Below are 26,276 nucleotides of genomic sequence, written 5' to 3'. Positions count from 1 at the left end.
TCCTGCTATTGAGAATAGTCGATTCTTATCCGGCGGCGTTAGGCCGCCGTTGTCGATTGCCAGAGCCGCTGCGGGTGCGTATAGACGGTGGCGCGCCCCGGCTTGCTGAAGCCCACCAGCGTCAGGTTGCTGCGCTCGGCCACCTCCACCGCCAGGCGGGTGGCGGCGGAAACGGCGAACAGGATCTCGACGCCGCACATGGCGGATTTTTGCACCATTTCATAGCTGGCGCGGCTCGACACGAGCGCCGCACCCTGCAGCCACGCCTGTTGGCTGCGGTAGCCCAGCAGCTTGTCGAGCGCCACGTGGCGGCCGACGTCTTCACATCCGCCGCTGAGCGCGCCGTCCGGCTGGATCCAGGCCGCCGCGTGGGTGCAGCCGGTCAGTTTCCCCACCGTTTGCACGTCCTGCAGCTGCGCCAACGCCCGGTCGAGCAGCGCCAAATCGAAACGTTGCGTGAAAGGCAGCGGCGCGATGGGCTGAGCAACCTCCTGCAGCTGTTCCACCCCGCAGACGCCGCAGCCGGTGCGGCCGGCCAGGCTGCGGCGCTTCTCTTTCAGCTGCATAAAGCGGCGGCTCGAGAGTTCCACATGCACTTCAATGCCGTTGCAGGCCGGTTGCTGGCGGATGTCGTAGATGTCGTCGGGGGAGGCGATGATGCCTTCGGACAGCGAAAAACCGATGGCGAAGGCCGCCAGATCTTTCGGCGTCGCCATCATCACCACGTGGGAAATGCCGTTGTACACCAGGGCGACCGGCACTTCTTCCGCCAGCCAATCCTGATGCGCCTGTGCCAGATCGTTGCGCTGCCAGACCGCGTGGCGCGACAGGCATTCCTGTTTGATATCGTCGGTTTCTGCGAGGAGTAGGTGCTTGTTCATAACGTTCTCGTGACCGTCGGTGACGAGGCGCCGACGAGGATGAATTCTTATTAGCAGGTGTGGGGATTATACAGGATTCTGATCCCGCTCGCGTAGGGAATCACGCCCTGCAGGTTATCCACAGTTTTGGTGGATAACGTGTGTGCAAGGGGCAGTGAAACACTTAGCAGGCGTAAAAAAAAATCGCTCAGAAAATTATTATATTACGCGACAAAGCGCGATCCGCAGGGGGATAGGGGGTTGCACGCGTTCGCGTTTTGTTTATGCTTTACTGTATAAATATACAGTTTGGTTATGATTATGCTGAGCAATTCAAGGTTGTATGCTTTTTCACCAGGTGAGCCCCTAACGTTACCGCTGTTTGCCGATCGCGTGGCCTGCGGTTTTCCTTCCCCGGCGCAGGACTACGTCGAAGGGCGGCTGGATATCGGCAGGCTGCTGGTGCGGCACCCCAACGCCACCTATTTCGTGCGCGCCAGCGGCGAATCGATGATCGACGGCAATATCCGGGATGGCGATTTGCTGATTGTCGACAGCGCCCTGACGCCGGAGCACGGCAATATCGTGATCGCCGCGGTGGACGGCGAATTCACCGTCAAAAAACTGCAGCGCCACCCCGATGTGCGGCTGTTGCCGATGAACCCCGCCTACGCGCCGATCGTGTTCGACGACGAAGCGCAGCTGGAGATTTTCGGCGTGGTGACCTTTATCGTCTACGCGGCGCGGTAGCCATGTTCGCCCTGGTAGACGTCAACAGTTTCTATGCTTCCTGCGAGACCATCTTTCGGCCCGACCTGCGGGGGCGACCGGTGATTGTGCTGTCCAACAACGACGGCTGCGTGATCGCCCGCAGCGCCGAGGCGAAGGCGTTGGGCGTGCCGATGGGCGCGCCTTATTTCAAAATCAAAGCGGAGATGCGCCGTCGCAACGTTGCGGTGTTCTCCTCCAACTACGCGCTGTACGCCGATATGTCCCGCCGGGTGATGGACACGCTGGAGGAGATGGCGCCGGCGGTGGAGATTTATTCGCTGGACGAAGCCTTTCTGCGGCTGGACGGCGTGGCCCACTGCGAGGCGCTGGAGCCGTTCGGCCAGCGGGTGCGCGATCGCATCCGGCGCGAGCTGCATTTGACGGTCGGGGTCGGCATTGCGCCGAGCAAAACGCTGGCCAAGCTGGCCAACTTCGCCGCCAAGAAATGGCGCGGCACCGGCGGCGTGGTGGATTTATCCGATCCGGTGCGCCAGCGTAAATTGCTGGCGTTGCTTCCGGTGGAAGAGGTGTGGGGCGTGGGGCGCCGCCTGACTCGCCAGCTGCAGGCGATGGGTATTCACACCGCGCTACAGCTGGCGGACTGCGATACCCGGCTGGCGCGTAAAACCTTCAGCGTAGTGCTGGAACGCACGATACGCGAGCTGCGCGGCGAGTCATGCCTGCAGTGGGAAGATGAGGCGGCGGCGAAAGAGCAGATCATCTGTTCCCGTTCGTTCGGCCAGCGGTTGACGCATTATCCGCACATGCGCGAGGCGATTTGCAGCTACGCCGAACGCGCCGCCGAAAAGCTGCGGCAGGAAAAGCGCTACTGCCGCAACGTCTCGGTGTTTATCAAAACCAGCCCGCATTCGGCGGGCGAAGGGTATTACAGCAATATGGGCACCGCCCGGCTGCAAACCCCGAGCAACGACAGCCGCGACATCATCGCCATGGCGGTGCGCGCGCTGGAGAGCATCTGGCAGGAGGGGCGACGTTACCTGAAGGGCGGCGTGGTGCTGGGGGATTTCAGCGCCGCCGCCATGGCGCAGATCGACCTGTTCGACGACTGCCCGCCGCGCCGCAACAGCGAACGGCTGATGGCGACTCTCGATCGCCTGAATCAGGAAGGGCGCGGGCGCGTATGGTTCGCCGGGCAGGGGATCGTCAAGCCGTGGCAAATGAAGCGCGACATGCTGTCGCCGGCCTACACCACCCGGCTGGCGGATATCCCGGTGGCGCGGCTGGGGGAGCGGGCGCCGCGCACCGCTGAATCGAAGGAAGAAAAACGCCGCGGGTGACAACCGGCGGCGTGGGTAGGCCGAGTGTTACTTCACCGTCGCCGGATCCGGCTTATCGGGGGCGATGCCATACAGTACCATGGCGCGGTTGACCTCGCTGCGGGCGATACGGCCTTCGTCAGCCAGCAGCTTCAACGCGGCGAGCGCGATGAAATGGCGGTTGACCTCGAAGAACTCACGCAGCGCCTCGCGGGTGTCCGAGCGACCAAAGCCGTCGGTGCCCAAGGCGATAAAAGTACGGTCGGGCAAGAACGGTTTGATCTGATCGCCGACGATCTTCATATAGTCCGTTACCACCACCACCGGGCCGGGATGCGCCGCCAGCAGGCTCTGAATATAAGGAACTTTCGGCGGATCTTCCGGATGCAGCAGGTTCCAGCGTTCGGCCGCCATGCCGTTGCGGCGCAGCTCGCTCAGGCTGGTGGCGCTCCAGATATCGCTGGCGACGCCAAAGTCCGCCGCCAACAGCTCCGCCGCCGCCAGCGCCTCGCGCATGATGGCGCCGCTGGCGACCAGTTGAGCGCGCGGGCTCTCTTGGTTTGCCGCTTCGTTCCGTTTGAGCAAATAGGCGCCCTGGATAATCCCGTCCTCCACGCCCGCCGGCATCGACGGCTGCGGGTAGCCCTCGTTGAGCAAGGTGATGTAGTAGTAAATATCCTCTTGTTCAACGAACATTCTGCGCATGCCGCTCTGGACGATCACCGCGAGTTCATAGGCATAGGTCGGATCGTAGGAGACGCAGCTGGGGATCACCGAAGACAGCACGTGGCTGTGGCCGTCGTCATGCTGCAAGCCTTCGCCCATCAGGGTGGTTCTGCCGGAGGTGGCGCCGAGCAGGAAACCCTTGGTGCGCGCGTCGGCCGCCGCCCAGGCGAGATCGCCCACCCGCTGCAGCCCGAACATGGAGTAGAAGATATAGAACGGGATCGTCGCGACATCGTGGTTGCTGTAGGCGGTGCCGGCGGCGATCCAGGTCGATATTGCGCCGGATTCGTTGATGCCTTCCTGCAAAATCTGGCCGTCTTTGGCCTCTTTGTAGTAGCTGAGCTGCCCGGCGTCTTGCGGGGTATACAGCTGGCCGAGCCAGGAATGGATGCCAATCTGGCGGAACAGGCCTTCCATGCCGAACGTGCGCGACTCGTCCGGCACGATGGGCACGATCAGTTTGCCGATGTTGGCGTCTTTGAGCAGCGTGCCGAGGATATTGACGAAAGCCATGGTGGTCGACATGTTGCGTTCGCCGCTGCCTTTCAGGAGGCCCTCGAAGCGCGATAGTTCCGGTATCGCCAGCGGAGCGGATTGGCCGAAGCGGGCAGGAATGTAGCCGCCCAGCGCAGTGCGCGTCGCGGTGATGTACTTCGCCGCCGCGCTGTCGGGTTCGGGCTTCAGGTAAGGGATTTCTGCCAGTTGGGCGTCGGAGATGGTCAGCCCTAATCGGTCGCGGAAGGCTTTCACCGCATCCTGGCTCATTTTTTTCAGCTGGTGGTTGATGTTCTGCCCTTCACCGGCTTCCCCCATGCCAAACCCTTTGACGGTTTTGGCCAGCACCACCGTCGGTCTGCCCGTGGTATGCACCGCCTGATGGTAGGCGGCGTACACCTTTTGCGGATCGTGGCCGCCGCGGTGCAGCGCCCAGATCTCATCGTCGCTCAGGTCGGCGACCAGCTCGAGCAATTCCGGGTACTTGCCGAAGAAATGCTCCCGCACATAGGCGCCGCTTTGCGACTTGAAGGTTTGGTAATCGCCGTCGACGCACTCCATCATGCGCTGCATCAGCAATCCGGAGCGGTCTTTTTGCAGCAGTTTGTCCCAGCCGCTGCCCCAAATTACTTTGATCACCTGCCAGCCGGCGGCTTTGAAGGTGCCTTCCAGCTCCTGAATAATCTTGCCGTTGCCGCGCACGGGGCCATCCAGCCGTTGCAGGTTGCAGTTCACGACGAAGATCAGGTTATCGAGTTTTTCTCGCCCACCCAGCGCAATCGCCGCCAGCGATTCCGGCTGATCCATCTCGCCGTCGCCGAGAAACGCCCACACCTTTCTCCCCTGGTGCGGTTTCAGTTCGCGGTATTCCAGATAGCGCATGTAGCGCGCCTGGTAGGCGGCGGTCAGCGGCCCCAGCCCCATCGAAACGGTGGGATATTGCCAGAAATCCGGCATCAGCCGCGGGTGCGGGTAGGAGGAGAGGCCGCGGCGTGTGGATTCGCGGCGAAAGTTGTCGAGCAGTTCCTCGTCGATGCGGCCTTCGAGATAGGCGCGGCCATAAATGCCGGGGGCGGAATGCCCCTGGATATACACCATGTCGCCGGCGAAATCATCGGTGCGCCCACGGAAGAAATGCGTGAATCCCACATCGTAAAGCACTGCGGCCGACTGGTAGGTGGCGATATGCCCGCCGACGTTGGAATGTTTGCCGGCGCGCAGCACCATCGCCATGGCGTTCCAGCGAATAAACGCATTGATGCGCGCTTCAGCGGCCAGATCGCCGGGATACGTCGGTTGCTTATAGGCCGGGATCGTATTCACGTAGGGCGTGGTGACCAGGCTGAAGAAATCACCGTGCTTGCGCTGATCGGCCTCGGCCATTCTTTCCAACAAAAAATGCGCGCGTTCACGGCCGTCGATGTCAGTGACACCTTCAAATGCCTCAAGCCATTCAGCCGTCTCCTGTGGGTCAAGATCTGCTTTTACCGCGGGTTGGTTCATAAAGGCTCCAAATGTACTTACCTGATAAGGCGCTGAGCGATACAGGGGTTTAGTAAGTTGCAAGTGCAAGAATTGCAAATGCAACAATAGCGAAAGCCACTCTATCCCTTTACAATTGCAATTGCAACTCACCGGTTTTGACGAGAAAAATGACATGACAGATAAACAACCCGACCTGTGGTTCTCCTTTGTGCGCGCGCATCGGGCGATGATCAGAAAGATAGAGGCGAAGTTGTCGGAAGCGGGGCTGCCGGTTTACGCCTGGTATGACGTGTTATGGGGATTGGAAAGCGGGGAAAACGGCACACGCCGCATGCATGAGCTGGCGGACGTGTTGGTGATTGAGCGTTACAACCTGACCCGCCTGATGGATCGCCTGGAAAAAGAGCGGTTGGTCACGCGTTTTCGATCGGATGACGATCGCCGGGCCTCCTTCGCGACTATCACAGAGGAAGGCAAGGCCCTGCGGAAAAAGATGTGGGAGATCTACCGTTCGGTGGTCAACACCCACTTTCTCAACCAGTTCAGCGAAGAAGAGATCGCACGCTTCTCCGACGCGTTGAACAATGCGATGCAGCTGGCCAGAGAATGATCAGGCATCGGGCGTGATGTGCAGAACGCGCAGCGCATCGGCGATCAGCGCCGAAGGGATTTTCTGCTCGTCGGCCAGCAGTTTGAGGGCGCAGAGCGCAATCCATTCCGCCTGCGGGTAGTGGATTTCGCTGCGCACCCGTGAATCTGAGCCCACCGCGGCAAAGCGTGCGGGAATGAATCGCTTGAGCTGATTGGCAATCAGGTGCGAGTAGTCGGTGACGGCGACGACGGGGGCATTCCCGGCACCCAGGCACGTTTTCAGATGGCATTCGCCGCCGGTGTCCTGGCGTTGCATGTCGGCGAGTTCGGCGTCCTGCGCCAACCGCGTGTAGCTGGGGCAGCTCCAGATTTCAGACGCAATCCCCCAGTTTTTCAACACCTCGGCCGCTTGCTGAACGCGGGCGAGCGCACGGCCGGCGCCGCACAGACGAACCTGCAACGGCGAGTCCGCCGCGGCGGCAACGCGATACATTCCCCTGAACGCCTGTTCTGCGACAAACGGCTCCCCTGAAGAGAGGGGGCCATTGTCTGCGTTGGTCGCGAGATACACCATCTTCCTCGTTCCCTCCAGATAGAGCGCGCGCAGGGCGTGATGGAGTATCGCGCCGGTTTCTCTGGCATTGGCCGGATCGAAAGGCAACCAGCCCGGCATGGCCGTGAGCTGAAGCGGGAACCAGGCCTGAACGCCTTTCGGCAAATCGGCACTGCCGGTATCTGCATCGCTGATGAAAATCCCCTTGCGATTGGTTTCCGGCTCAAGCCCGCGGAGCATGTCCACCGAGGGCGTGTTGACGAAGTAAAACAACGGCTTCTCATAACGCTCCGATTGATGGCCAAACCAGAGCGGCCAGGCGGTGGCGTAGCGGGAGCTTGGCGGCTCGGCGCGCCTTCTGCCGTCGATAAGCCAGATGTCGCCGCTGGCGTTGAGTTCGCCCAGCGTTTGCGCCGTCCAGGCGCTGGAGGAAGGGCGCGAAGCGCCGGCTTTTTGGCAGACGGAGGTCATCTTGCGGATACAGGTTTCGGCCAGGGTTCTGGTCCTGGCCGAGGCGGCGGGCAGTGTTATACGTTGAGGCGACATGCGGAGCATTCCCTTTAAGTTGCAAGTGCGATGATTGTAATTGCAATTCATGGCGTGTGCCAATGACTTCTGAACAAGTCGCAGCCATCCAGGCGTGACCCGCGGCGATATATTCAGGTTCTGCAGACGCGATCCTATTTGTTTCACCGACCAGACAGCCGCCATCCGTTGTCCTTATTTCTGCGGTTTTTTATAAATGACGGGCAGCTAAAAACGGTTTGCCGATAGGGATAATGCGCGTGTCAATCCGCGTTAAACGAGAATATCGGCATCTTAAAAATAAAACGAAATAAGGATGAAAGCATATGCCTGGATTTAATTATGGCGGTAAAGGAGATGGGACTAACTGGAGTTCTGAACGCGGTACGGGCCCTGAGCCGGGGGGCGGCGATAAAGGCCATTCCGGCGATCGCGATCGCGGCGGCGCCGGCGCCGGCAACAGCCCGGAACAGCAACAGATAGCGGCGATCCAAAACGATCCGGCGCTGCGCATGAAGCTGGAGGCGGTGATTAAGGCGGCGCGCAGAATTAACCCGGATGCGAAATTGCATATTGAAAGCGTCAGCCCATCCGGCACGCTGAGCCTTTCCGCCACCGGTTTGACGGCCGATCAGGCGAAGCACATTGGCCTGGGAGGGCTGGTGATGGGGGTCAACGCCAAGGGGGTGACAGTGGCGATCGGGGATATCGAAACCGGCCATGCGCGCAAGCCCTCACCCCCTGGCAAAGGCGGCAACAATGGCCTGAATGCCGGGCAGATCGGCGCCTCTTCGTTAGGCAGTTTCGTGACAGACTCGCATCGCGATCGGCCCGTCAGCGGTTGGCATGGCAACGGCAAAACCGGCGAATTCTCGACGACCCGCACGACCGGGAGTTACTACGGTTTTCATCATTTAAAGGTGGAAAAGCAAGACGGAGTGGCGACCTACAACCTCTACTATAAGGCCAATAAGAACCGGCCCGCGTTTATCGCCGTGGTGAGAGGGGATAACCTGAATGCCATGGAGGTGAAATATGCCAACGGCAAGCCGGTAAAATCGCCCGGCTCGGTAAAAACGATCGTTAAGGAATTCGTCGAATATCAAAATGCGGAATTAAAAGCCATCAAGGATGGCGTCAGCCTGGCCGCAGGTATCAATAAAGATATCGCGGAAAAGATCGGCGTGAAATACGCCAAACTCGCCAAAGATTTGGAGGCGGGAATTCAAGGAAAATATATCCGCAACGTGCAAGATGCGGAGAAAACCTACGAGCAATTGACGAAGGGCCTGAACAAAAAGCTCAAGGCGCAGGACAAAGCGGCGATTGTCGCCTGGCTGAAAATGATCGATGCGGAACAGTATGCCCGCAATGCGCGGGTATTGGGCAAGGTCTTCACCGGGGTGGACTGGGCGATCAAGGGCGCGGATCTGGTAAACGCCGCGATTGAAGGTTTCTCAACCGGCAACTGGAAAGCGTTCCGCAACCAGCTCGAAGCGCTCGGGTTGTCGATCGGCGCAGGGTATACGCTTTCCGCTATCGCCGCGTTTTTCGCGCCGACGCTGGTGTCGTCGACGGTGGGCATTTTCGCCTTCGCTTACCTGTTTGGCTGGGCCACCAGCTATATCGATGCGGAACGTGCGGGGGAGCTGGAGAAGTGGGTCGCTGACCTGTAACGGCATGAGGGGGCTGGCCCCCTCATTTTACCCCTCACACCCTCTACCTCTTTCACACCACCGGCGCCACCGTCAGCAGCAGGTTGGCGAAACGGCGTTGTTCGCCGGAGGCGATCACCAGCAGCGTCCGATCCGATTTAACCGCGGCGTAAAACGCCTCGCGCGGCAGGTATTCGATCGGGCAATGCTCTGGCAGCAGCTGCCGGTATTCGGCTTCGATGGTGTTGGTGAAGTCCGGCGGGCAGGCCATCAGCGCCGCGCTTTCCACGTTGATGCAGGCCAGCAGTTTTTCCAGGATCGGCGGGGCGGCGAGCGTGCCGGGCGCCAGGTTCAGATAGACCACGGTGGCGTCTTTCGGCGCGTGGGTCACGCAGGCGTAGTTGCCGTCGGCGATCAATACCTGGGTTTTATGCCCGCATTGCGCCAGCGCGGCAAGCAGCGGCGGGTGAGTGATGGCGGATTTGATCATAAAGCGATTCCTGAATGGGCGGGCGGCAAGCGCGCCGCCCGCAGCTGAATTACATGCGGTAGACGCCGCCGTTGATGTCGAGAGTCGCGCCGGAGATGAAGCCGTCGTATTCCGCCGCCAGGAAGGCGATGGCGCGCGCCACGTCGTCCGGTGCGCCTGCGCGGCCCAGCGGGATGGCGCGAACGGTTTCCTCCGCCGATGCCTGGGTAGTGTGGCGATTGTGGAAACGGGTGCCGAGGATCAGGCCGGGCGCGACCGCATTCACCCGGATGCCGTGCTCGCCCAGCTCCGCCGCCAGCGAGCGCGTCCAGGTGAGTACCGCGCCCTTGGTGGCGGAATAGACCAGCGAGCCGGAGTGCCCGCCGGCGCGGCCCGCCTGTGAGGCCAGGTTAACGATGCTGGCGCCGTCCGGCGCCGCTTTCAGATGCGGCAGCGCGCTCTGGGTGACGTTCAGCATGGTGGTCATGTTCACGTCGATCACGGTTTGCCAGAAGGCGCGGTCGATCTCGCCCAGCCATTTGCGCCCGACGATGCCGCCGACGTTATTGATCAGGATATCGATGCCGCCGAGAAACTCGGCGCCGGCCGAGACGCAGCGCTGCGTTTCGTCGGTATCGATGAGATCGGCGTAGCCGTAAGCGGCCTTTTGCCCCAATGAATGGGCCAGCGCCACCAGCGCTTTGGGGCCGCTTTCGTCGCTGTGATAGTGAAAATAGATGTCGCAACCGGCCTTGATCAGCCGCTCCGCGGTGGCGCGGCCGATGCCCTGTTCCGCCCCGGTGATAAAGACCTTTTTGCCCGCAAGATCGCCCATGATTGACTCCTTATTGGTTCGTTAAGAATTGATGACGCCTTCACGCTGTTTGGCGCAGTAGAAAATGCAGATCAGCCCGGTGGCCAGCAGGCACGAGGCCAGGAAAAACAGCCCCGGCGCGCTGCTGCCGGTCAGATCGTTCAGCACGCCCACCGCATAGGGTGCGACGAAACCGCCGATATTGCCGATGCAGCTGACCACCGCCAGCCCGGCGGCCGCGGCCGCGCCGGTGGAGATATTGGCGGGCATGGATAAAAACGGCGGCACGGCGGTGTAGATGCCGATGGCGGCGATGCACAGGAACGACAGCGCGACGAGCGGGTCGTATTTAAAAAACGTCACCGCCCCCATCAGGCCGATGGCGGCGACCACCATGCTGAGGCCGGCAAACACGCCGAGTTTTTTGGTTTTGCTGGCCCACAGGCTCCACGGATACACCAACAGCGCGGCCAGGCCGTAGGGAATGAGCGCCAGCAGGCTGACGCGGAAGATATCGCCGCCGGAGAGGGCGCTGATGATCGACGGCAGCCAGGTGCCGAAGCCGTAAATGCCGCACACCATGCCGAAGTTGAGCAGCGCGTAGAGCAGGTATTTCTTGTTTTTAATCCCCTTGAGGAAGTCGGCCAGCGTGATTTTAGAGCCGGATTTGGAGCGGCCGGCGTTGCTCATCAGCCAGGCCTTTTCCTCCACGTTCAGATAGCCGACATCCTTGGGCGAGTTCTTGATCAGGAACGGGATCAGCAGGCCGATGACGATCGGCGGCAACCCTTCGAGGATGAACAGCAACTGCCAGGGGGCGAAGCCGAACCAGTCATGCTGAATATTGAGAATAAAGCCGGAAATCGGCGAGCCGACCGCGTTGGACAGCGGCTGGACGATGATGAACATGCCGAGAATTTTAGTGCGGTACTTTTCCGGGAAGAAGACCGTGAAGTAATACACCACCGAGGGAAAGAAACCGGCTTCGCACACGCCCAGCATAAAACGGCAAATATACAGCTCCAGCGGCGTGCGCACAAAACCGAGCAGGGTCGCGAAGATGCCCCAGGAAATTAATATTCTGGCGAACCAGATGCGCGGGCCAAATTTAATGGTGCCGGCGTTGCTGGGTATTTCAAACAGGAAATAGCCGATAAAGAAAATTCCGGAGGCGAAGCCGAAAGCCGAGGCGGTCAATCCCAAATTATCTTCCAGCGCTTTGGCGGCGTAGGCCATATTGTTGCGGTCGAGAAAGGCCAGGAAATACAACAAGATCATGAGGGGCACAATATGCAGCGTCAATTTCCTGATGGCGCTGCGTTCAATATCCTTTGGCATTGTTTTTTTCATCATGGTTTTTCCCATGTGGTTAATCGGAATAATAGCGTCCCGGCCCAAAGCCATGAGCGGAGAGCTGAATAACAACGTTGCGTGCATAAAAGCGTCGCGCCGTTTATTTATTGCGACGATTCTATTTTTTCTGATTTTGGCTGCGGCGAGCCGGACGATGCTATCTGCGCATCGTCTGGGTAAGCCGTTTGTACCGTATTAACCGGCGGCTTTGACCGAGCGCCGGCTGATGACCGTCGGCGGAAAGAGAAACTCGCCGGGCGGTTGTGAATCATTGTTGATGCGGCCGATCAGGCGTTCGACCATCAGCTGCGCCATCTCCGCCAGCGGCGGGCCAATCGACGTCAACCCCGGTTCGGCCAGGCCGGCCAGCGCGATATTGTCGATGCCGATCACCGAGATGTCTGCGGGCACCTGGACGCCGGCGGCGCGCAGCCCCACCATCAGCCCGATGCCCAGCGCATCGTTAATCGCCACGATGCCGTCCGGGCGCGGCGCCAACGCGAGAACGCGCGGCGCCAGCGTCAGCCCCAATTCGAACATTTCCGTGTCGCCGTAGGCGCTGGTGGCTTTGCCTTCGATCACCCGTTGGCGTTCGCTTAGGCTGTGCCCCAGCGCGCTCAGAAAACCGTCGATCTTGTGGCTGCGCCCGACGGTCAGCGTCGCTTCGGTGGCGAACACGATGTGTCGGCAGCCGCGCTCGAGCAGGTGCTGCGCGGCCAGGCGCCCGGCGGCGATATTGTCCATCGACACGCTGTCGAACAGTCGGGTATCGGTGGCCATCGGCTCGGCGAACGGGCTGTCGTAGCTGACAATCTTCATGCCTCGCTCGGCGGCCCGAACAAAATGAGTCTGGCGAATGTCGCTCGCCGCTACGATGATGCCGCGCACGCCGTGCAGGAACATATCGTCGATAAACGCGGCTTCTTCCTGTTCCTGGCGGTAGGCGTTGCCGAGCAAGACGCGGTAACGGTGAGTCCGCGCCGCGCCGTCGACCGCATGCGCCAGCGCCGAAAAGCTCGGGTTGACGATCGACGGCAGCAGCAGTCCGATGATCTTCGCCTGCGGCGCGGGCGCCGCCGCTCGGGCCGGCCGGTATCCCAGGGTTTCCATCGCCCGTTCGATGCGCTCACGGGTCTGCGCGCTCATCTGGTGGCTGCGATTGTTCAGCAGGTTCGACACGCTGCTGATGGACACGCCGGCCAACCGCGCCACATCACGAATATTTGCCATTTGCCGATACCTTGCTGCCTGCCGTTAGCCTGCAATCTATAAGGGAAGCCGGCCGCAGGCAAGCCGCAACCGGGGCGCCGCGCGCATGGGATCGCGCATTTGTGAGAGTCGTCAGGCGGCAGCCGTGTTGTTTACTAAACAACAAAGGGGCAGGGGGCATGTGTTAACGCAGATGAGTGAGATCTGCGAAGCACCTCTCGTTTATCGTCCTTCGGGGCGGCGGGTTCTGTACTATTGTTTTCTCTTTGCGGCACATTCCAGGCCGATGGGGCGCTGGGCGCAACGGAGATCACAGATGAACAAACGGGACTTAGAAAGCGCGATTGTCACCGATTTTTCCAAACGCATGAGCTATGGCGACTACCTGTGCCTGGACTCGCTGCTGGACTGCCAGCACCCGCTCTCCAACCCGCCGCATCATGACGAAATGCTGTTCGTGATACAGCACCAAACCTCCGAACTGTGGATGAAGCTGATGCTGCACGAGCTGCAGGCGGCGTTGCGGCTGGTGCAGCAGGACAAACTCAGCCACTGTTTCAAAATCCTCGCGCGCGTCAAACAGATCCAGCGGCTGCTGTTCGAGCAGTGGGCGGTGCTGGAAACGCTGACGCCGTCGGAGTACGTCGAGTTTCGCGACGTGCTGGGCAGCTCATCGGGCTTCCAGTCGCACCAATACCGGTCGATCGAGTTTCTGCTCGGTAACAAGAATGCGGCGATGCTGGCGGTGTTCAGCAACGACGCGGAAAAGCACGCCGCGCTGAAGGCGATCCTCGAAGCGCCGAGCCTGTACGACGAATACTTGCTGTACCTGGCGCGCCACGGCCTGCCGATCCCGCAGGAGTGTCTCGAGCGCGACTGGACGCAGCCCTACCAGCGCAATCCGGATCTGCTGCCGGCGTTTAAAGTGATCTACGACAACCCGCAAACCTACTGGGAAGCCTATGAAATGGCGGAGAAGCTGGTGGATATCGAGGAGAGTTTTCACCTGTGGCGTTTCCGCCATATGAAAACGGTGGAGCGGATCATCGGCTTTAAGTCGGGCACCGGCGGTTCCAGCGGCGTCAGCTTCCTGAAAAAGGCGTTGGATCTGACCTTTTTCCCCGAACTGCTGGACGTGCGCACCGAAATCGGCGCCTGAGACATTGTGAGGGGGAAGGGCGATGAGCGTGAGGATTATCGATAAGGCGGCGGAGAAGGTGGTGGGGGTCAGAGTCGTGGGGCCGTATCCGCAGACCATCCCGCAGGGCTCGCAGCAACTGCTGGCATGGCGGCAGCGCCACGGCGTGCCGTTTGGCAAATGGCTGGTGCTGTATTGGGACGATCCGGCGGAAGTGGCGCCGGAAAAGCTGCGCGCCGACGTGGTGATGAGCGTGGCGGACGATTTCGCGCTGCCGGCGGGCAGCGAGGGCGTCACCGTGCAGACGCTGCCCGCCGGGCAGTACGCGGTCTACCACGTGCGCATCAGCGATGGCGATTTCGAGCGGGTGTGGGGCGAGTTCTATCAGAAGCTGCTGCCGGCCAGCGGCTACCAGCCGGTTGAGGGGGTGAGCTATGAGCACTATCTCAACGACTGCGAAGCCGACGGCTATTTCGACCTCGAGATTTACCAGACGGTGAAGAAGTGGTGAAGGGGAAATGATAAAGAAGGCTGAATCGATGGGCGGTACAGATTCAGCCCGTTGTGTTGGCTTAACGTCAGTAATTTTGCCGCCAGCCTATTCATCTCCTTGCCAAAAGGGGTTACAGCGGACGGCGTTTTGCCGGTACTGCCGCCCGAGGGGCGGCGTTAACCGGCTTTCCCGGCGTACTAATTACCTACTCTTTAGGGAACAGCTGATCGACGGCGCTCTGGATCGCCGCCTGATGGCCGCCGCCCGGTGCGGCGGTGCGCGCGGCGCCGCCGGGCTGGTTGAGATCCAACTGGCCGCCGGTGTTGATCGCCCCATCCTCTTTCACCGTGATATTGAAACTGGTGCCGGTGATGTTGATTTGGCCGTTCGCCAGTAGCTCGATCACGCTTTCGCCGCACTCCAGCCGCAGCGATTCGCCGGAGCCGAGGGTAAAGGCGTTGACTACGGCGTCGCTGCGCGTTTTGCCGGTCAGCGCGGAGGATTCACCTTTGACACCGGTCGCCTGATTGAGCACCACCCGTTTGATCTGGTTGCCGCCCACCAGGTGGGTGTGGTCATTATCGATGGTGTGGCTCTCATCGTTTTTCACCTGGGTGTCCATGTTGCGTTCCGCCTGGATCCACACCTGTTCGGCGCCGGCCTTGTCTTCGAAACGCAGGGCGTTGGCGTTGTCGGCTGTGCCGTCTTTGGTGCGGCTCATAAAGCCCATCTGGGTGGCGGCGGCCGGCAGCGCCCACGGCGGCATGCTGGCTTCGTTATAGACGCGCCCGGTGACGATCGGTCGATCCGGATCGCCGTTGATAAAGTCCACCACCACTTCGTCGTTGACGCGTGGGATCTGCACGCCGCCATAGCCCTGGCCGGCCCAGGCGCTGGAGACGCGCACCCAGCAGGAGCTGCCGTCGTCTTTTGGCCCGAAGCGATCCCAGTGGAATTTCACCTTGATGCGGCCGTATTTGTCGGTCCAAATCGATTCGCCGGCCGGGCCGACCACCCGTGCGGTCTGCGGCCCGTGGGTTTTCGGCCAGGTGGCCTGCTGCGGCGGGTGCCAGGGCACGTCCGCCGGCAGCACGATGAAGTCGATACGGTGTTCGCTGCTCTGATCGTCGCCGCTGGCATAGCGGTTCTCTTTCAGATGGTAGTTGGCCTGCAGCGTCAGGTACTCGCGATTGTCGTCGGCGTGCGGGGCGTTATACAACGTAAAGGTGCTGCCGGGAGCGATGCCCAACGCGGTGGCGGTACCGCGGATCTGCTGATGCTCGGCCTGCCAGGCCTCCTGGCGCACGCGGGCGTAGAACTCCCCCTGCTGATGCTCGGTGTAGCGGCCTGGCCAGTCGTAAAAGTCGATCTGCCCCGGCGTCGGCGAGACCGGATTTTGCCGCGCCTGGAACAGCCAGGCGTTTGGTTTGCGAAAATCGTAGTCGTCCAGGCTGTAGATGCCCGGCGTGACGCGATCGGATAACGTCCACTGGCTGATGCCTTCCTCGCTGGTGCTGCCGCCGGATGGCGTCAGGTGGTAGGGGATCATCTCGTAGCCGGGATAGGGCTGGTGATGGTGGGGGGCGTCCCCGAGCACCAGCGTGTGTTTGCCCATTTCGTGTTTGAAATAGTAATAGATGCCCTCCTGCTCCATCAGGCGGCTGATGAAGTTGAAGCTGCTTTCGTTGTACTGCACGCAGTAGCCCCACAGGCGATAGTCGCCGGTCAGCTGATCTTCCAGCTGCACGTTGTGCTCCGCCAGCAGGGTCTTGACGATCTGCGGCACCGTCTGTTCCTGGAAGATGCGGAAGTTGCGGTCTTTGGTCATCGGCCACAGATCCGGCTGCACGTGCAGGTTATACACCGCGTAGCGCGTGCCGCCGATCTCTTCGCTGCTGACGGCGATGGCGGTGATCTTGCCGTTCAGGTAGCGCGGGGCGCTGAGAAAGCCCTGGGTCGGGATCTCCAGCGTCAGCGGTTGGCCGAGCAGCGCTTTGCGATCGAGCCGCGCATCGGTGCTCAGCAATTCAATAGAGAAGTCGAAAGGAGTGGAAAGCGCTTCGATGCCGTCCAGCGAGCGGAACAGCAGTTGCTCCTGGCCCAGCGGCGTGTGCGCAATAATGCGATCCAACATGAGAACGTCCTCTGTGATTGACGTCATGCCCTGCATACTCCGGCGTTGCAGCGGCTTTGTGCCGTGCGGCCAATGAGGATGGGCAGTGGTGCGCCAGTCTCATGAAATAGGGAAAACCCCGCCGCGGCGGCGTTTCAGAACGGGATTAACCGGCGGTGGCCGGGTTGACCAGCCAGGTTCCGGCGGTGTCGATGCTGAGCTGTTGGCGGCGCAGCCGATCGTTGTGGCGGATCTCCAACTGATAACGGCCCGGCGCCAGGTTCAGGCTGGCAAAGCCATTTTCGCCCGCAGTGACCTGCTGCGGCTTGCCGTCGAGGCTGACCTGCTCACCCGGTTGCAGTTTGAAGTACACCAGCGCCACCGGCTGCGGTGGCGGCGCCGCTTTTTCAGGTTCCGCCGCGGCAGGCTGCGCGGCTTGCGGCGCGCTCGGCTGCTCCGTCAGGGTTTTCTGCGCCGGTGACGCCACGGTGTTTTGGGCGACGGTCTGGGCGTCGTCCTTGCCGCCGCTCAGCCAGGCGACGGCGCCGATCACCAGCAGCGCGGCGACGCCTGCGCCGGCCATCATCGGGCGCGAGAATTGGGTGCCGCGCGCGGTAACGGCGCCGGCGGCAGCCGCAGCGGCGGCCGGGTTGGCGGCGACCAACAAGTTCTCCGGCGCGGCGGCCGGGGTGCTGATGATTTCGTTTTCATCGGCGATCGGCAGATGCAACAGCTCGGCCATTTCATCGATGGTCTGCGGGCGGTCTTCCGGCTTCAGCGCCAGCGCGCGATCGACGGTGCGCAACAGCTCCGGCGAGTAGCCGGCGGGACGGCGCTCGGCCAGCGGCTGGTAGCTGTCTTCGATGCTGCGCACCACGCTGACCGGCGGCGGCGAACCGACGATCAGCGTGTGCAGCACGGCGCCCAGCGCATAGATATCGGTCCACGGCCCCTGTTCGCCGTCGCTGTTCTCGGTGTACTGCTCGATCGGCGCGAAGCCCGGTTTGAGCATGATCTCCGTTTCGTCCGACAGGTTGCCGATCTCTTTGCGCGCCGATCCAAAGTCCAGCAGCACCGGCAGCTGGCTCTCCTGGATCTGGATGTTATCCAGCGAAATGTCGCGGTGCAGATAGCCTTCCTGATGGATGGTGTTGATGGCGCTGAACAGCGGCGGCAGCAGCCGCCGGATCCACGCCTCGTCGATTTTCTCCGGCTGCTGCGCCTGCAGGTTTTTCAGCGTGGTGCCGCTGTAAAACTGGGTGCCCATGTAGGCGGTGCCGTTCTCTTCCCAGAAGCGCAACACGTGCAGCAGGCCGGGATGCGAGAAGCGGGCCAGCAGGCGCGCCTCCTGAATAAAGCTGTTCAGCCCGGCCTGGAAGGTTTTGCCGAAGCGCTCGCCGCGCAGCCCGATGCTGAGATCGTCGTTGCGTTTCGCCAGCGAGGTCGGCATGTACTCCTTGATGGCGATGGTGCGTTCCAGTTGGTGATCGTAGGCGCGGTAGACGATGCCGAAGCCGCCTTCGCCGATCGCTTCCTGGATCTCGAATTCGTTGAATCGATAGCCGCTCGGCAGGCTGTTCGAATTCGGTTTGGTTATCCCGGTTCCCGACATAGTGATGACTCTCTGTATTCAAAGGGCCGCCGTTTCGGCGGCCGCGGCGTTATGCCTGAAATTGACAAATGAATTCGTGGTTCTGCAGCGCGATGTGCAGCTGGCGATAGCGCTGGTCGTTGGCGCTGCCGGTCAGCAGGGTGTGGCTGATCTGTGGCAGCAGGGTGTTGGTCAGGATGGCGTCGACCATGCGGCCGCCGGACTCCACTTCGGTGCAGCGGCTGACGATCTGCTCGATGACCGCGTCGTCGAAGGTGCAGACGATGTCGTGATTCTCCGCCAGGCGACGCTGGATGCGCCCCAGCTGCAGGCGCACGATGTTGCCCAGCGTGGCGTCGGTCAGCGGGTAATACGGCACCACCAGCAGGCGGCCGAGCAAGGCGGCCGGGAACACCGACAACAGCGGCTGGCGCAGCGCGCCGCTCAGCGCTTCCGGCTCCGGCAGCAGCTCCGGATCGCTGCACAACCCGGCGATCAGATCGGTGCCGACGTTGGAGGTCAGGATGATGATGGTGTTGCGGAAATCGATATGGCGGCCTTCGCCGTCCTCCATCCAGCCCTTGTCGAACACCTGGAAGAAGATTTCATGCACGTCCGGGTGCGCCTTCTCGATCTCGTCCAACAGCACCACGCTGTATGGACGGCGGCGCACCGCCTCGGTCAGCACGCCGCCTTCGCCGTAGCCGACATAGCCGGGGGGCGCGCCTTTCAGCGTCGAAACGGTGTGCGACTCCTGGAATTCGCTCATGTTGATGGTGATGACGTTCTGCTCGCCGCCGTACAGGGTTTCCGCCAGCGCCAGCGCGGTTTCGGTTTTGCCGACGCCGGACGGCCCGGCCAGCAGGAACACCCCGACCGGCTTGTTCGGATCGTCCAGCCGCGCCCGCGAAGTGCGCACCCGGCGGGCGATCAGATCCAGCGCATGGCGTTGGCCGATCACGCGCTGGTTCAGGGTGTCGGAGAGCTGCAGCACCGCTTCAATCTCGTTTTTCACCATGCGGCCCAGCGGGATGCCGGTCCAGTCGGCCACCACCGCCGCCACGATGTTGGCGTCGACGGCGGCGAAGATCAGCGGCGCTTCGCCCTGCAGCGCGCTCAGCTGCTGCTGCAGTTCGCCCAGCTGGGTGCGCAGCGCGTCGGCGTCAGGGGCTGCCTCCGTTTCTTCGCCGGCAGGCTCCGCTTCCTGCTGGTGCAACTGCGCGCGCAGCGTGATGATCTCTTGGATCAGCGCCAGCTCCTGCTGCCAGCGGTCGGTCAGCTGTTCCAACTCCTGGCGCAGCGCGGTCAGCTGGGTTTCAATCTCCTGCGGGCGCAGGGGATCGCCAATGCCGACCTTGGCCTCGCGGCGGGCGATATCCAATTCGATCTGCAGCGCATCGATGCGGTGGCGGCAGTCTTCGACCTGGGCGGGCTCGGCGTGTTGGCTGACCGCCACGCGCGCACAGGCGGTATCCAGCAGCGCTACCGCCTTGTCCGGCAACTGGCGGGCTGGAATATAGCGATGGGACAGCCGCACCGCGGCGTCCACCGCTTCATCCAGCAGCAGCACGCGGTGGTGTTGCTCCAGCGGGCTGACGGTGCTGCGCAGCATCAGCAGCGCTTTGTCTTCGCTCGGTTCGTGCACCTGCACCACCTGGAAACGGCGGGTGAGCGCCGGGTCTTTCTCGATGTATTTCTTGTATTCCGACCAGGTGGTGGCGCCAATGGTGCGCAGTTGGCCGCGCGCCAGCGCCGGTTTCAGCAGGTTGGCCGCGTCGCCGGTGCCCTGGGCGCCGCCGGCGCCGATCAGGGTGTGAATTTCGTCGATAAACAGGATGATTGGCGTCGGGCTGGACTGCACTTCGTCGATCACCGCCTGCAGCCGTTTTTCAAACTCGCCCTTAACGCCGGCGCCGGCCTGCAGCATGCCGATGTCCAGCAGGCACAGCTTCACGTCGCGCAGCTGCGGCGGCACGTCGCCGGCCACGATGCGCAGCGCCAGGCCTTCCACCACCGCGGTTTTGCCGACGCCGGCCTCGCCGGTCAGCAGCGGGTTGTTCTGGCGGCGGCGCATCAGGATATCAATGATTTGCCGGATCTCCTCATCGCGGCCGGCCACCGGGTCGATTTCGCCGTCGCGCGCTCTGGCGGTCAGATCCTGGGCATACTGCGCCAGCACGCTTTCACCGCTGCGCGCCGCGCCGGATGCGTTCTCGGCGCGGCTTTCCGCCGGCGCATCCTGGGCGTTTTCCGCCGAGTGAGCGGTAATGGCGGCGAACTGCTCCATCAACAGATCGGCGTTGATGCGCTCGAACTGCGGGGAAATGGCCTTCAGCAGATGGCGCAGGCTGTAGGTTTTCAGAATGCCGAGCAGCAGGTGGCCGCCGCGGATGCGCGATGCGCCGAATTTCAATGAGCCATAGACCCAGGCGCGTTCTACCGCGCTGTCGATGTGCTCGGACAGATCGGAGATGGCGCTGGCGCCGCGCGGCAGGCGATCGAGCGCCTCGACGATGTCGCGCGCCAGCTGCGCTTCGTCCAGCGTGAAGTGGCGAACGATCTGCTGCAGATCGCCGTCCGGCGATTGCATCAGCTGATGCAGCCAGTGCGCCAATTCGACGTAGGGGTTACCGCGCAGCTTGCAAAACGCCGTCGCACTTTCCAGAGAGGTGAATAACAGGCTATCCAGTTTGCCAAATAATACCGAGCGGCTGATTTCAGACATGGTTTTCCTCAGGTCTCAGGGTGGCCTGACGCCGCGGGGCGTCGGCCGAAATAGGGTCAGAACGGATTTTCCAGCGGTTCAGGGCTGAAGATCAGATCGTCGAGATCGCGCTGTCGCCGATGGTTGGCCAGCCAACTGCTCAGGCCCAATCGCTGCGCGCCGCCGAGCTGGGTGCCGTGCGCCTGTTCCTTCGCCAGGATCAGGCGCACTTCCCAGACGAACTCGATGCCCAGATATTGGCGCACCCAGTCGCGCAGTTGCCGGCACAGGTCTGCGCCCGGCAAGAAACGGTCATAGTCCTGCTGCGGCATCGGCCCCAGCTCGATGCGGAATTTGTGCTGAATATCGCGCACCGCGATGCCGAGAAAGGCCGACTCGCCGAGCCGCGGCGCACCGCGCCCGGCCTTGAGCCGCGCCTGCTCGCGCGGCTCCACCCGCAGCCAGTGCGGCACGTTTTCGACGATGCGCACCGGCACCTTGAAATACTGCTGCAAAATTTTGCTCAGGCCTTCCGGATCGCGGCTGTGGCGAATCAGATGACCGGCCATAAAATGCTTGGCGTGGGCGTTGATGCTGTCGCGTTCCTGCTGCGCCGGCTGGCCGATGCCGATCAGGCTCGACAGGTAATCGTCGAAGCGCCGGTTGTCCGGGCGATCCAGCGATACCGTCGGCTGCGCGTCGGCCCAGGCACGGTAAAACAGCAGCGTCAGGCGGTGATGGAACAGGTTGGTAAACGCCAGCAGGGTGGTGTCCTGATGGTGATACACCCGTTCGCGCACGTATTCGGTCAGGTGCAGCGGCAGCGGCCCGTTGGGGCCGAACAGGCCGAAACTGAAGATCGAAACGTCGTGCAGCGGGCCGTTGGCGCGCGGCGTCACCTGCGCCAGCGTGGAGGGCGCGAACGACAGCGACGGCTCCTGGCCCAGGCGCAGCATCTCGTGGCGCGGCAGCGGCGCGCGCCCCAGCAGGTAGGGCTGGCCGCCCTGGGCGTCGATGCGCCGCAGCAGCTGAAACAGATCGTGCTTGTAAGGCGCGCTGCGCAGCCGCGGCCAGAAGTCGTCCGGCAGGCGATACAGCGCGTTGATCTGCGGCGGCGCCAGTTCGGTGGCGATCATCTCCGCGCTCATATCAGCGTCCTTTTGCCCATGCGCGCCTGCCAGTGGGCGATCTCGCCGCGCTGCTGGCTGGAGAGCGTCATCTCGGTGAAGGTGTTCATCGCCACCAGGCGCGAGAACAGGCGCTCCAGCACGCTGCCGAGCAGGTAAGGGCTGTTGCCGGAGAACGCCTGCTCATCGACCGTCAGATCGATGGCGATGCCGCGCGCGAATACGATGGGGCCGGGTTCAGGCACTCGCCGATAGACCGGCCGCAGGTTGCAGTGGCGCACGCCCTGGATCTGTTTGGCGATCGCCGGCTCGCTCAGGTTGCCGTACAGTCCCAGCAGCTGGCGCAGGCTGGCGGCGCCCTGTTCCGGATCGCCGTCCATCATGCTGAGGTAATTCAGCTGCAGCTGACTGATCAACCGCCAGGTGATCATCCCTTCGGCCAGCGCCGGGCGTGGCGGGGTGGGGCCTTTGCGCAGCGAGACCTGCTTGATCGGGATCGAATCGGGCATCACGAAGTTGCCCTGATCTTGCTGCAGCAACATCAACGGCAGGTCGCGGCTGGTGCACAGCACGTCGGCGGTGAGGTATTTCAGATCGCTGTGCCACGGCGATTGCCGCTCGTCTACCAGCGACACGAACACTTCCGAACCGGCGTAGCCGGTGCGAGTGCCGTAGCGGCGGGCGTGCTCCGACAGCGTGCGCTGTTCACGCCGCAGCGAGAAGTAGGCGCCATAGTTGCCGTCGTCCGCGCTCAGGGTGCTGTAAAACGGCCGAAACTCTTGCTCGTAGCGTTTTTCGCTAGCGCTGCCGCCGAGCCGCTGCACTGAAAACACTTCGTAATCCAGCGGCCGGATATTGTCGACCACCAGATGGTATTCGTGGTTTTTTTCGTTGATCGCGATGCGTTCGGCGACCTTCGGAAACAGGTTGATCACCGGCGTGCAGTGCAGCGCCAAATGGGCGGCGTCGACCACCCGTTCCAGCGCGGCGTCATGCCGATCCAGCAGCACCACGATCTCGAACTGGCGCAGCCCCTTTTTCCCTTCGCGCACGCTCTGCAGCAGCGGACGCAGGCCGTTGACGCTGAAAAACTGGAAGCGCGCCGGGAAAGCGAAATACTCCTGCAGCAGCCGGTAGCCTTCAAAGTTGCGCAGGTCGTTGGGCAGCAGCGCCTGCTCGGCGGCGAAGCCCTCCTGCCGCAGCCCGTCCAACGCCAGCGCCCGCCGCTGCGGTTGCGGTTCCACCGTTTGGCAGATCAACCCGACGCTGTGCTGCATCAGCAGTTCCAGCAGCTGCTGCGCCTGCATGTCCGGCCCGGCCAGGTAAAACATTAGCTGATCCAGCTGCAGGTTGTTGAGCGTCACGCTTTCGTAGCACTCGAGACGAATGCGCAGCGCGCTGACGCAGCCGCTGTGCTGCAGCCCCAGCGAGGCCAGCGGGATATCAGCCGGAATGCCGCCCAGCTCGACGCCGGCGATGCGCACCGGCTGCAGCGTGACGTCATGCGCCGTGGTGTAACTGCAGGTGATACCGCTTTTCTTCAGCGTCTGGCTGTCCATCATGGTGCCGCGCGGCACCACGAAGCCGTTGCTGATGTCGCCTTTGCTGCTGTCCGGCTGCAGCTCGGCGATCGCCATCGACGGCGTCGGTGACAGGTAGTTGGGGTAGATGATCTCCAGCAAGCGCTGAGAGAAACGCGGGAATTCGGCGTCCATTTTCAGCTGCACGCGCGAGGTGAGGAAGGCGAAGCCCTCCATCAGGCGCTCGATATAAGGGTCCGCCACGTCGATGCCGCGCATGCCGAGGCGGCCCGCAACCTTCGGGTACTGTTCGGCGAACTCGGCGCCCATCTCACGCAGATAGGCCAGTTCGCGGTTGTAATAATCTAACAGTTTACTGTCCATCGCCTTACCCTATGTCTTTCAGATCGAAGTGGCCGTTTTCCAGATCCACGTCGGTACGGAACAGAAACTCCAGCGGATAGGGCACGCACCACAGACGGCCCTTGATTTCGATCGACAGCACATTATGCAGCTCCAACGAGCCGGTATCCGAGATGCAGCGCACCTGTAGCCCCTCGGGCAAAATGCGCGGCTCGAAATGGAGAATGGATTCGGTCAGCGCGCGCTGAATGTCGAGCCATTCGATGTCCGACATGCGCTTGCCCGCCAGCGAGGCGATGCCGTAATTCAGGGTGGAGCGCCGCACCTGCGGAAAATCGCCGAGATCCAGATTGGATTCGCTGTTGACGCAGTTGAACAGCCACTGCAGATCGCGCAATACCCGGCGGCGCAGCTCGCTGTGCGACACCAGGTTGCGCGCCTGCGCCTCCTGCTTTTTCTGCGGTTCGTCGTCGGTCAGCATATCGAGCAGCACCGGCTGCATTTTGTCGCGCGAGGTCAGGCGTTCGCTGTCCTGACGATAGCGATAGCCCTGGTGGCGCAGATCGCCGCCGTCGTAGTGGGGTGGGCGCTTATCGTTCATGGTCAGGCGCTCGCGTCGAAGCTCAGCTGCCGCAGGCTGTGCAGTGGGAATTCATCGCTTTCGCTGAGCCAGGTTTTCAGGCCCAGCCCCGCATAGTGGGTGCCATCGCCCAGCGGTTGCCATTCGGTGCGCTTGCCCAGCAGCAGCGCGTCGTCGCTGCCCTCTGCCAGCGGATAACGGGCGGGCAGTTGGCACACCTGTTCGCGGCCATCGGTCAGGCGCACCAGCGCATGGCTCCACACCAGGTCGATGGCGCTCTGCGGCGCCTGGAACTGGATCGCGGCGATGTCGGCAAACGGCAGCCAGTAGTAAACGCCGTTCAGCGCCAGTTCGCATACCGGCCCGAGGCGGCCGTCACCGTCGGTCAGCCAGTCGAAACGCAGCTGCCGTTCTTGGTCGTCTTCGGCCAGCGTTAACCGCCCTGCGCCGGCCGGGGCGGCCTCCAGCGCTTCATCGCGCAGCGCCTGGGCCTGTTCGGCCGCCCCTTGCGCATCCAGATGCAGCGCCTGCACCATCAGTTTCAGCCAAGGCTGATCCTGCCGCAGCAGCGCCGGTGCGGCCGTGCCGGCAAACACCGCCTGGCGTTGCAGCTCGGCGTCGACCGACTGCATCAGCAGCAGCGTGGTCGGTTGGGCGATCGGTTTCAGCGCCTGCCAGGATTTCAGCTGCGCGTTGGCGCGCGTCCAGTTGCCGCTCAGACACAGCAGTTGCACCAGCGCGGCGCGCAGGTCGGCATCCGCCGGTTTCGCCTTGATATCGTTTTCGACGGTGGTGATGGCCGCGCCGATCGACTGGCCTTGCAGCATGCTTGCTAATGATTTCACAGGCTTTCCTTATAATCAGTGAGGGGCGCCGTTAACCGACAGGTAGCTGCCGCTGGCGGGATCAACGCGGTCTGCGGCCAGCTTTTCCACCAGCTTGAAAGTCAGCGGGGCGGGGGCGCTCAGCAGCGGCTGCCAAGCGGTTTGCGCCTGCTGCACGCGCTGTTTGATCTTGTTCTCATCGGCGGCGTCGACGCGCGGCATTTCAACGATCGCTTCACCGTTGAACGCCCAAGCGTGCAGCTTCGGTTCGAAGCTCAGCAGCAGGAAGCTGCCCGGCGCCTGCGGGTTGCCGCCCAGAACCAGCCGTTGGGCGTTGGCGCTGACGACGGTCAGCGCGCGATCGCCGCCGTTAACCTGCGCCAGCGGGTAACCTTGCAGGAACCACAGCGTCGGCGAGAGGGTTTGGCCGCCTTGTTGCAACGTGACCGCGCCGCGGCCCTGCAGCCAGCCGTCCTCGCCGCAGCGCAGCGCCGCGCCGGCGGGAATGAACAGCGCGCTGCCGTTGGCCTCGTCACTCCAGTAGGTGCGGAAGTGGCAGCCCTGCGGCAGGCTGAAACGCTGAGCCGGCGCGCTGTCCGCCTGCGGAGACGTCACGGCCACCGCCGCAGGGATCGCCGGTTGCGGTGGGGTTTCCGGCGGCTCGGAGGCCTCTTGTTTGACCACCGGTTTCCAGCCGCGCGCTTTGGCGGCTTCGCCGCTGGCCAGTTTCTCTCCACGCTTGTCGGTCAGCGTCCAGGGCAGGTGGCCGGCTTTCGGGCACTGCTTTTCCAACAGATTGCCGACGCGCGGCAGAAAGTCGTTCAGTACCGCCGGATCCTGGCTTTGCGCCGAGACGATGCGCAGCGGGATGCTCTTGCCGCACCAGCTTGCCGGATTGCTGTTTTTGACGTCATCGATAAACACTTCCAGCTTCTGGCTGGGGGAGTAAACCAGGCGATAGTTCATCGCCTGCGCGGTCGGTACCGCCATCAGGGCGACGAGCCCCGGCATCCAATATTTCATAGTGAACCTTGCTGTGA

The 26,276-nt window shown here is 62.3% G+C and carries 21 protein-coding genes; 6 read left to right on the top strand and 15 right to left on the bottom strand.

Features of this window, described 5'->3' with window-relative positions:
- Positions 1 to 38: 38 nt before the first annotated feature.
- Positions 39 to 881 carry a formate dehydrogenase accessory sulfurtransferase FdhD gene (gene fdhD / locus ACP39K_RS03960; protein ID WP_033639988.1) on the bottom strand — a complete coding sequence of 281 codons (843 nt, stop codon included), beginning with the start codon at positions 879 to 881 and terminating at the stop codon, positions 39 to 41.
- 294 nt (positions 882 to 1,175) lie between these two features.
- Between fdhD and umuD the strand changes: the two genes are divergently transcribed.
- Together umuD and umuC are read left to right on the top strand one after the other, a co-directional pair.
- Positions 1,176 to 1,610, top strand: coding sequence for a translesion error-prone DNA polymerase V autoproteolytic subunit (gene umuD / locus ACP39K_RS03955; RefSeq protein ID WP_033639989.1), 435 nt, complete (start codon positions 1,176 to 1,178; stop codon positions 1,608 to 1,610).
- Positions 1,611 to 1,612: 2 nt separating this feature from the next.
- Positions 1,613 to 2,929, top strand: a complete 1,317-nt coding sequence (umuC, locus tag ACP39K_RS03950; protein WP_033639990.1) for a translesion error-prone DNA polymerase V subunit UmuC — start codon at positions 1,613 to 1,615, stop codon at positions 2,927 to 2,929.
- A gap of 27 nt (positions 2,930 to 2,956) precedes the next feature.
- On the opposite strand, the gene aceE is transcribed toward umuC, so the two are convergent.
- Complete coding sequence (gene aceE, locus ACP39K_RS03945) at positions 2,957 to 5,632, bottom strand: pyruvate dehydrogenase (acetyl-transferring), homodimeric type (RefSeq protein WP_330764977.1); 2,676 nt, start codon at positions 5,630 to 5,632, stop codon at positions 2,957 to 2,959.
- A gap of 154 nt (positions 5,633 to 5,786) precedes the next feature.
- On the opposite strand from aceE, the gene ACP39K_RS03940 reads away from it, so the two are divergent.
- Positions 5,787 to 6,224: a MarR family winged helix-turn-helix transcriptional regulator gene (locus tag ACP39K_RS03940; protein ID WP_028128123.1), complete on the top strand. Its 438-nt coding sequence runs from the start codon at positions 5,787 to 5,789 to the stop codon at positions 6,222 to 6,224.
- Here ACP39K_RS03940 and ACP39K_RS03935 read toward each other — a convergent pair whose 3' ends face one another.
- Positions 6,225 to 7,304, bottom strand: coding sequence for a transketolase-like TK C-terminal-containing protein (locus ACP39K_RS03935; RefSeq protein WP_244757675.1), 1,080 nt, complete (start codon positions 7,302 to 7,304; stop codon positions 6,225 to 6,227).
- Positions 7,305 to 7,609: 305 nt separating this feature from the next.
- Here ACP39K_RS03935 and ACP39K_RS03930 point away from each other — a divergent pair, with 305 nt between their 5' ends.
- Positions 7,610 to 8,959 (top strand): colicin-like pore-forming protein, encoded by a 1,350-nt coding sequence (locus ACP39K_RS03930; protein WP_342148584.1) that lies wholly within the window; start codon positions 7,610 to 7,612, stop codon positions 8,957 to 8,959.
- Positions 8,960 to 9,011: 52 nt separating this feature from the next.
- Here ACP39K_RS03930 and ACP39K_RS03925 read toward each other — a convergent pair whose 3' ends face one another.
- The 4 genes from ACP39K_RS03925 to ACP39K_RS03910 all read right to left on the bottom strand — a co-directional run bounded on the left by ACP39K_RS03925 (position 9,012) and on the right by ACP39K_RS03910 (position 12,804).
- Positions 9,012 to 9,428 carry an RbsD/FucU domain-containing protein gene (locus ACP39K_RS03925; protein ID WP_016927234.1) on the bottom strand — a complete coding sequence of 139 codons (417 nt, stop codon included), beginning with the start codon at positions 9,426 to 9,428 and terminating at the stop codon, positions 9,012 to 9,014.
- A gap of 49 nt (positions 9,429 to 9,477) precedes the next feature.
- Complete coding sequence (locus ACP39K_RS03920) at positions 9,478 to 10,242, bottom strand: SDR family NAD(P)-dependent oxidoreductase (RefSeq protein ID WP_497008303.1); 765 nt, start codon at positions 10,240 to 10,242, stop codon at positions 9,478 to 9,480.
- Positions 10,243 to 10,263: 21 nt separating this feature from the next.
- Positions 10,264 to 11,559, bottom strand: a complete 1,296-nt coding sequence (locus ACP39K_RS03915) for an MFS transporter (RefSeq protein WP_170913135.1) — start codon at positions 11,557 to 11,559, stop codon at positions 10,264 to 10,266.
- Between the two features lie 210 nt (positions 11,560 to 11,769).
- On the bottom strand, positions 11,770 to 12,804 hold the full coding sequence (locus ACP39K_RS03910) for a LacI family DNA-binding transcriptional regulator (RefSeq protein WP_033639995.1): 1,035 nt from the start codon (positions 12,802 to 12,804) through the stop codon (positions 11,770 to 11,772).
- A gap of 295 nt (positions 12,805 to 13,099) precedes the next feature.
- Here ACP39K_RS03910 and kynA point away from each other — a divergent pair, with 295 nt between their 5' ends.
- Both kynA and sbmC read left to right on the top strand, forming a co-directional pair.
- The gene (gene kynA, locus ACP39K_RS03905) at positions 13,100 to 13,942 is read left to right on the top strand and encodes a tryptophan 2,3-dioxygenase (RefSeq protein ID WP_033639996.1); all 843 of its coding nucleotides are present in this window, start codon (positions 13,100 to 13,102) and stop codon (positions 13,940 to 13,942) included.
- 22 nt (positions 13,943 to 13,964) lie between these two features.
- Positions 13,965 to 14,432: a DNA gyrase inhibitor SbmC gene (gene sbmC / locus ACP39K_RS03900; protein ID WP_115116855.1), complete on the top strand. Its 468-nt coding sequence runs from the start codon at positions 13,965 to 13,967 to the stop codon at positions 14,430 to 14,432.
- Positions 14,433 to 14,619: 187 nt separating this feature from the next.
- Here sbmC and ACP39K_RS03895 read toward each other — a convergent pair whose 3' ends face one another.
- The 8 genes from ACP39K_RS03895 to ACP39K_RS03860 all read right to left on the bottom strand — a co-directional run bounded on the left by ACP39K_RS03895 (position 14,620) and on the right by ACP39K_RS03860 (position 26,259).
- Positions 14,620 to 16,548, bottom strand: coding sequence for a type VI secretion system Vgr family protein (locus ACP39K_RS03895; protein WP_497008302.1), 1,929 nt, complete (start codon positions 16,546 to 16,548; stop codon positions 14,620 to 14,622).
- Positions 16,549 to 16,693: 145 nt separating this feature from the next.
- Positions 16,694 to 18,139 (bottom strand): serine/threonine protein kinase, encoded by a 1,446-nt coding sequence (locus ACP39K_RS03890; RefSeq protein WP_161544836.1) that lies wholly within the window; start codon positions 18,137 to 18,139, stop codon positions 16,694 to 16,696.
- Positions 18,140 to 18,188: 49 nt separating this feature from the next.
- Positions 18,189 to 20,843 (bottom strand): type VI secretion system ATPase TssH, encoded by a 2,655-nt coding sequence (gene tssH, locus ACP39K_RS03885; protein WP_147882189.1) that lies wholly within the window; start codon positions 20,841 to 20,843, stop codon positions 18,189 to 18,191.
- Between the two features lie 56 nt (positions 20,844 to 20,899).
- Positions 20,900 to 21,970: a type VI secretion system baseplate subunit TssG gene (gene tssG, locus ACP39K_RS03880; RefSeq protein ID WP_060444616.1), complete on the bottom strand. Its 1,071-nt coding sequence runs from the start codon at positions 21,968 to 21,970 to the stop codon at positions 20,900 to 20,902.
- Entirely contained in the window at positions 21,967 to 23,853 is a 1,887-nt protein-coding gene (gene tssF, locus ACP39K_RS03875) for a type VI secretion system baseplate subunit TssF (protein WP_089184749.1), read from the bottom strand. The genes tssG and tssF overlap by 4 nt, the downstream gene beginning before the upstream one ends.
- 4 nt (positions 23,854 to 23,857) lie before the next feature.
- Positions 23,858 to 24,433, bottom strand: coding sequence for a type VI secretion system baseplate subunit TssE (locus ACP39K_RS03870; protein WP_016927249.1), 576 nt, complete (start codon positions 24,431 to 24,433; stop codon positions 23,858 to 23,860).
- Between the two features lie 2 nt (positions 24,434 to 24,435).
- Positions 24,436 to 25,257, bottom strand: coding sequence for a type VI secretion system accessory protein TagJ (locus ACP39K_RS03865; RefSeq protein ID WP_314733551.1), 822 nt, complete (start codon positions 25,255 to 25,257; stop codon positions 24,436 to 24,438).
- 15 nt (positions 25,258 to 25,272) lie between these two features.
- Positions 25,273 to 26,259 carry a type VI secretion system-associated protein gene (locus ACP39K_RS03860; RefSeq protein WP_161544834.1) on the bottom strand — a complete coding sequence of 329 codons (987 nt, stop codon included), beginning with the start codon at positions 26,257 to 26,259 and terminating at the stop codon, positions 25,273 to 25,275.
- Positions 26,260 to 26,276 lie beyond the last annotated feature (17 nt).

This window comes from Serratia sp. EC4 (assembly GCF_059652115.1).
Note: the sequence above shows the minus strand (reverse complement) of the source record. Positions and strands in the feature narration are given on the sequence as shown.

Excerpts from the sequence above, each read along its gene's own strand:
- ACP39K_RS03860 (WP_161544834.1), bottom strand. The coding sequence starts at position 26,259 with ATGAAATATTGGATGCCGGGGCTCGTCGCCCTGATGGCGGTACCGACC.
- ACP39K_RS03895 (WP_497008302.1), bottom strand. The coding sequence starts at position 16,548 with ATGTTGGATCGCATTATTGCGCACACGCCGCTGGGCCAGGAGCAACTG.
- ACP39K_RS03930 (WP_342148584.1), top strand. The coding sequence starts at position 7,610 with ATGCCTGGATTTAATTATGGCGGTAAAGGAGATGGGACTAACTGGAGT.
- tssG (WP_060444616.1), bottom strand. The coding sequence starts at position 21,970 with ATGAGCGCGGAGATGATCGCCACCGAACTGGCGCCGCCGCAGATCAAC.
- ACP39K_RS03920 (WP_497008303.1), bottom strand. The coding sequence starts at position 10,242 with ATGGGCGATCTTGCGGGCAAAAAGGTCTTTATCACCGGGGCGGAACAG.
- ACP39K_RS03870 (WP_016927249.1), bottom strand. The coding sequence starts at position 24,433 with ATGAACGATAAGCGCCCACCCCACTACGACGGCGGCGATCTGCGCCAC.
- fdhD (WP_033639988.1), bottom strand. The coding sequence starts at position 881 with ATGAACAAGCACCTACTCCTCGCAGAAACCGACGATATCAAACAGGAA.
- umuD (WP_033639989.1), top strand. The coding sequence starts at position 1,176 with ATGATTATGCTGAGCAATTCAAGGTTGTATGCTTTTTCACCAGGTGAG.
- umuC (WP_033639990.1), top strand. The coding sequence starts at position 1,613 with ATGTTCGCCCTGGTAGACGTCAACAGTTTCTATGCTTCCTGCGAGACC.
- sbmC (WP_115116855.1), top strand. The coding sequence starts at position 13,965 with ATGAGCGTGAGGATTATCGATAAGGCGGCGGAGAAGGTGGTGGGGGTC.
- kynA (WP_033639996.1), top strand. The coding sequence starts at position 13,100 with ATGAACAAACGGGACTTAGAAAGCGCGATTGTCACCGATTTTTCCAAA.
- ACP39K_RS03935 (WP_244757675.1), bottom strand. The coding sequence starts at position 7,304 with ATGTCGCCTCAACGTATAACACTGCCCGCCGCCTCGGCCAGGACCAGA.
- ACP39K_RS03940 (WP_028128123.1), top strand. The coding sequence starts at position 5,787 with ATGACAGATAAACAACCCGACCTGTGGTTCTCCTTTGTGCGCGCGCAT.
- tssF (WP_089184749.1), bottom strand. The coding sequence starts at position 23,853 with ATGGACAGTAAACTGTTAGATTATTACAACCGCGAACTGGCCTATCTG.
- aceE (WP_330764977.1), bottom strand. The coding sequence starts at position 5,632 with ATGAACCAACCCGCGGTAAAAGCAGATCTTGACCCACAGGAGACGGCT.
- ACP39K_RS03925 (WP_016927234.1), bottom strand. The coding sequence starts at position 9,428 with ATGATCAAATCCGCCATCACTCACCCGCCGCTGCTTGCCGCGCTGGCG.
- ACP39K_RS03910 (WP_033639995.1), bottom strand. The coding sequence starts at position 12,804 with ATGGCAAATATTCGTGATGTGGCGCGGTTGGCCGGCGTGTCCATCAGC.
- ACP39K_RS03890 (WP_161544836.1), bottom strand. The coding sequence starts at position 18,139 with ATGTCGGGAACCGGGATAACCAAACCGAATTCGAACAGCCTGCCGAGC.
- tssH (WP_147882189.1), bottom strand. The coding sequence starts at position 20,843 with ATGTCTGAAATCAGCCGCTCGGTATTATTTGGCAAACTGGATAGCCTG.
- ACP39K_RS03915 (WP_170913135.1), bottom strand. The coding sequence starts at position 11,559 with ATGCCAAAGGATATTGAACGCAGCGCCATCAGGAAATTGACGCTGCAT.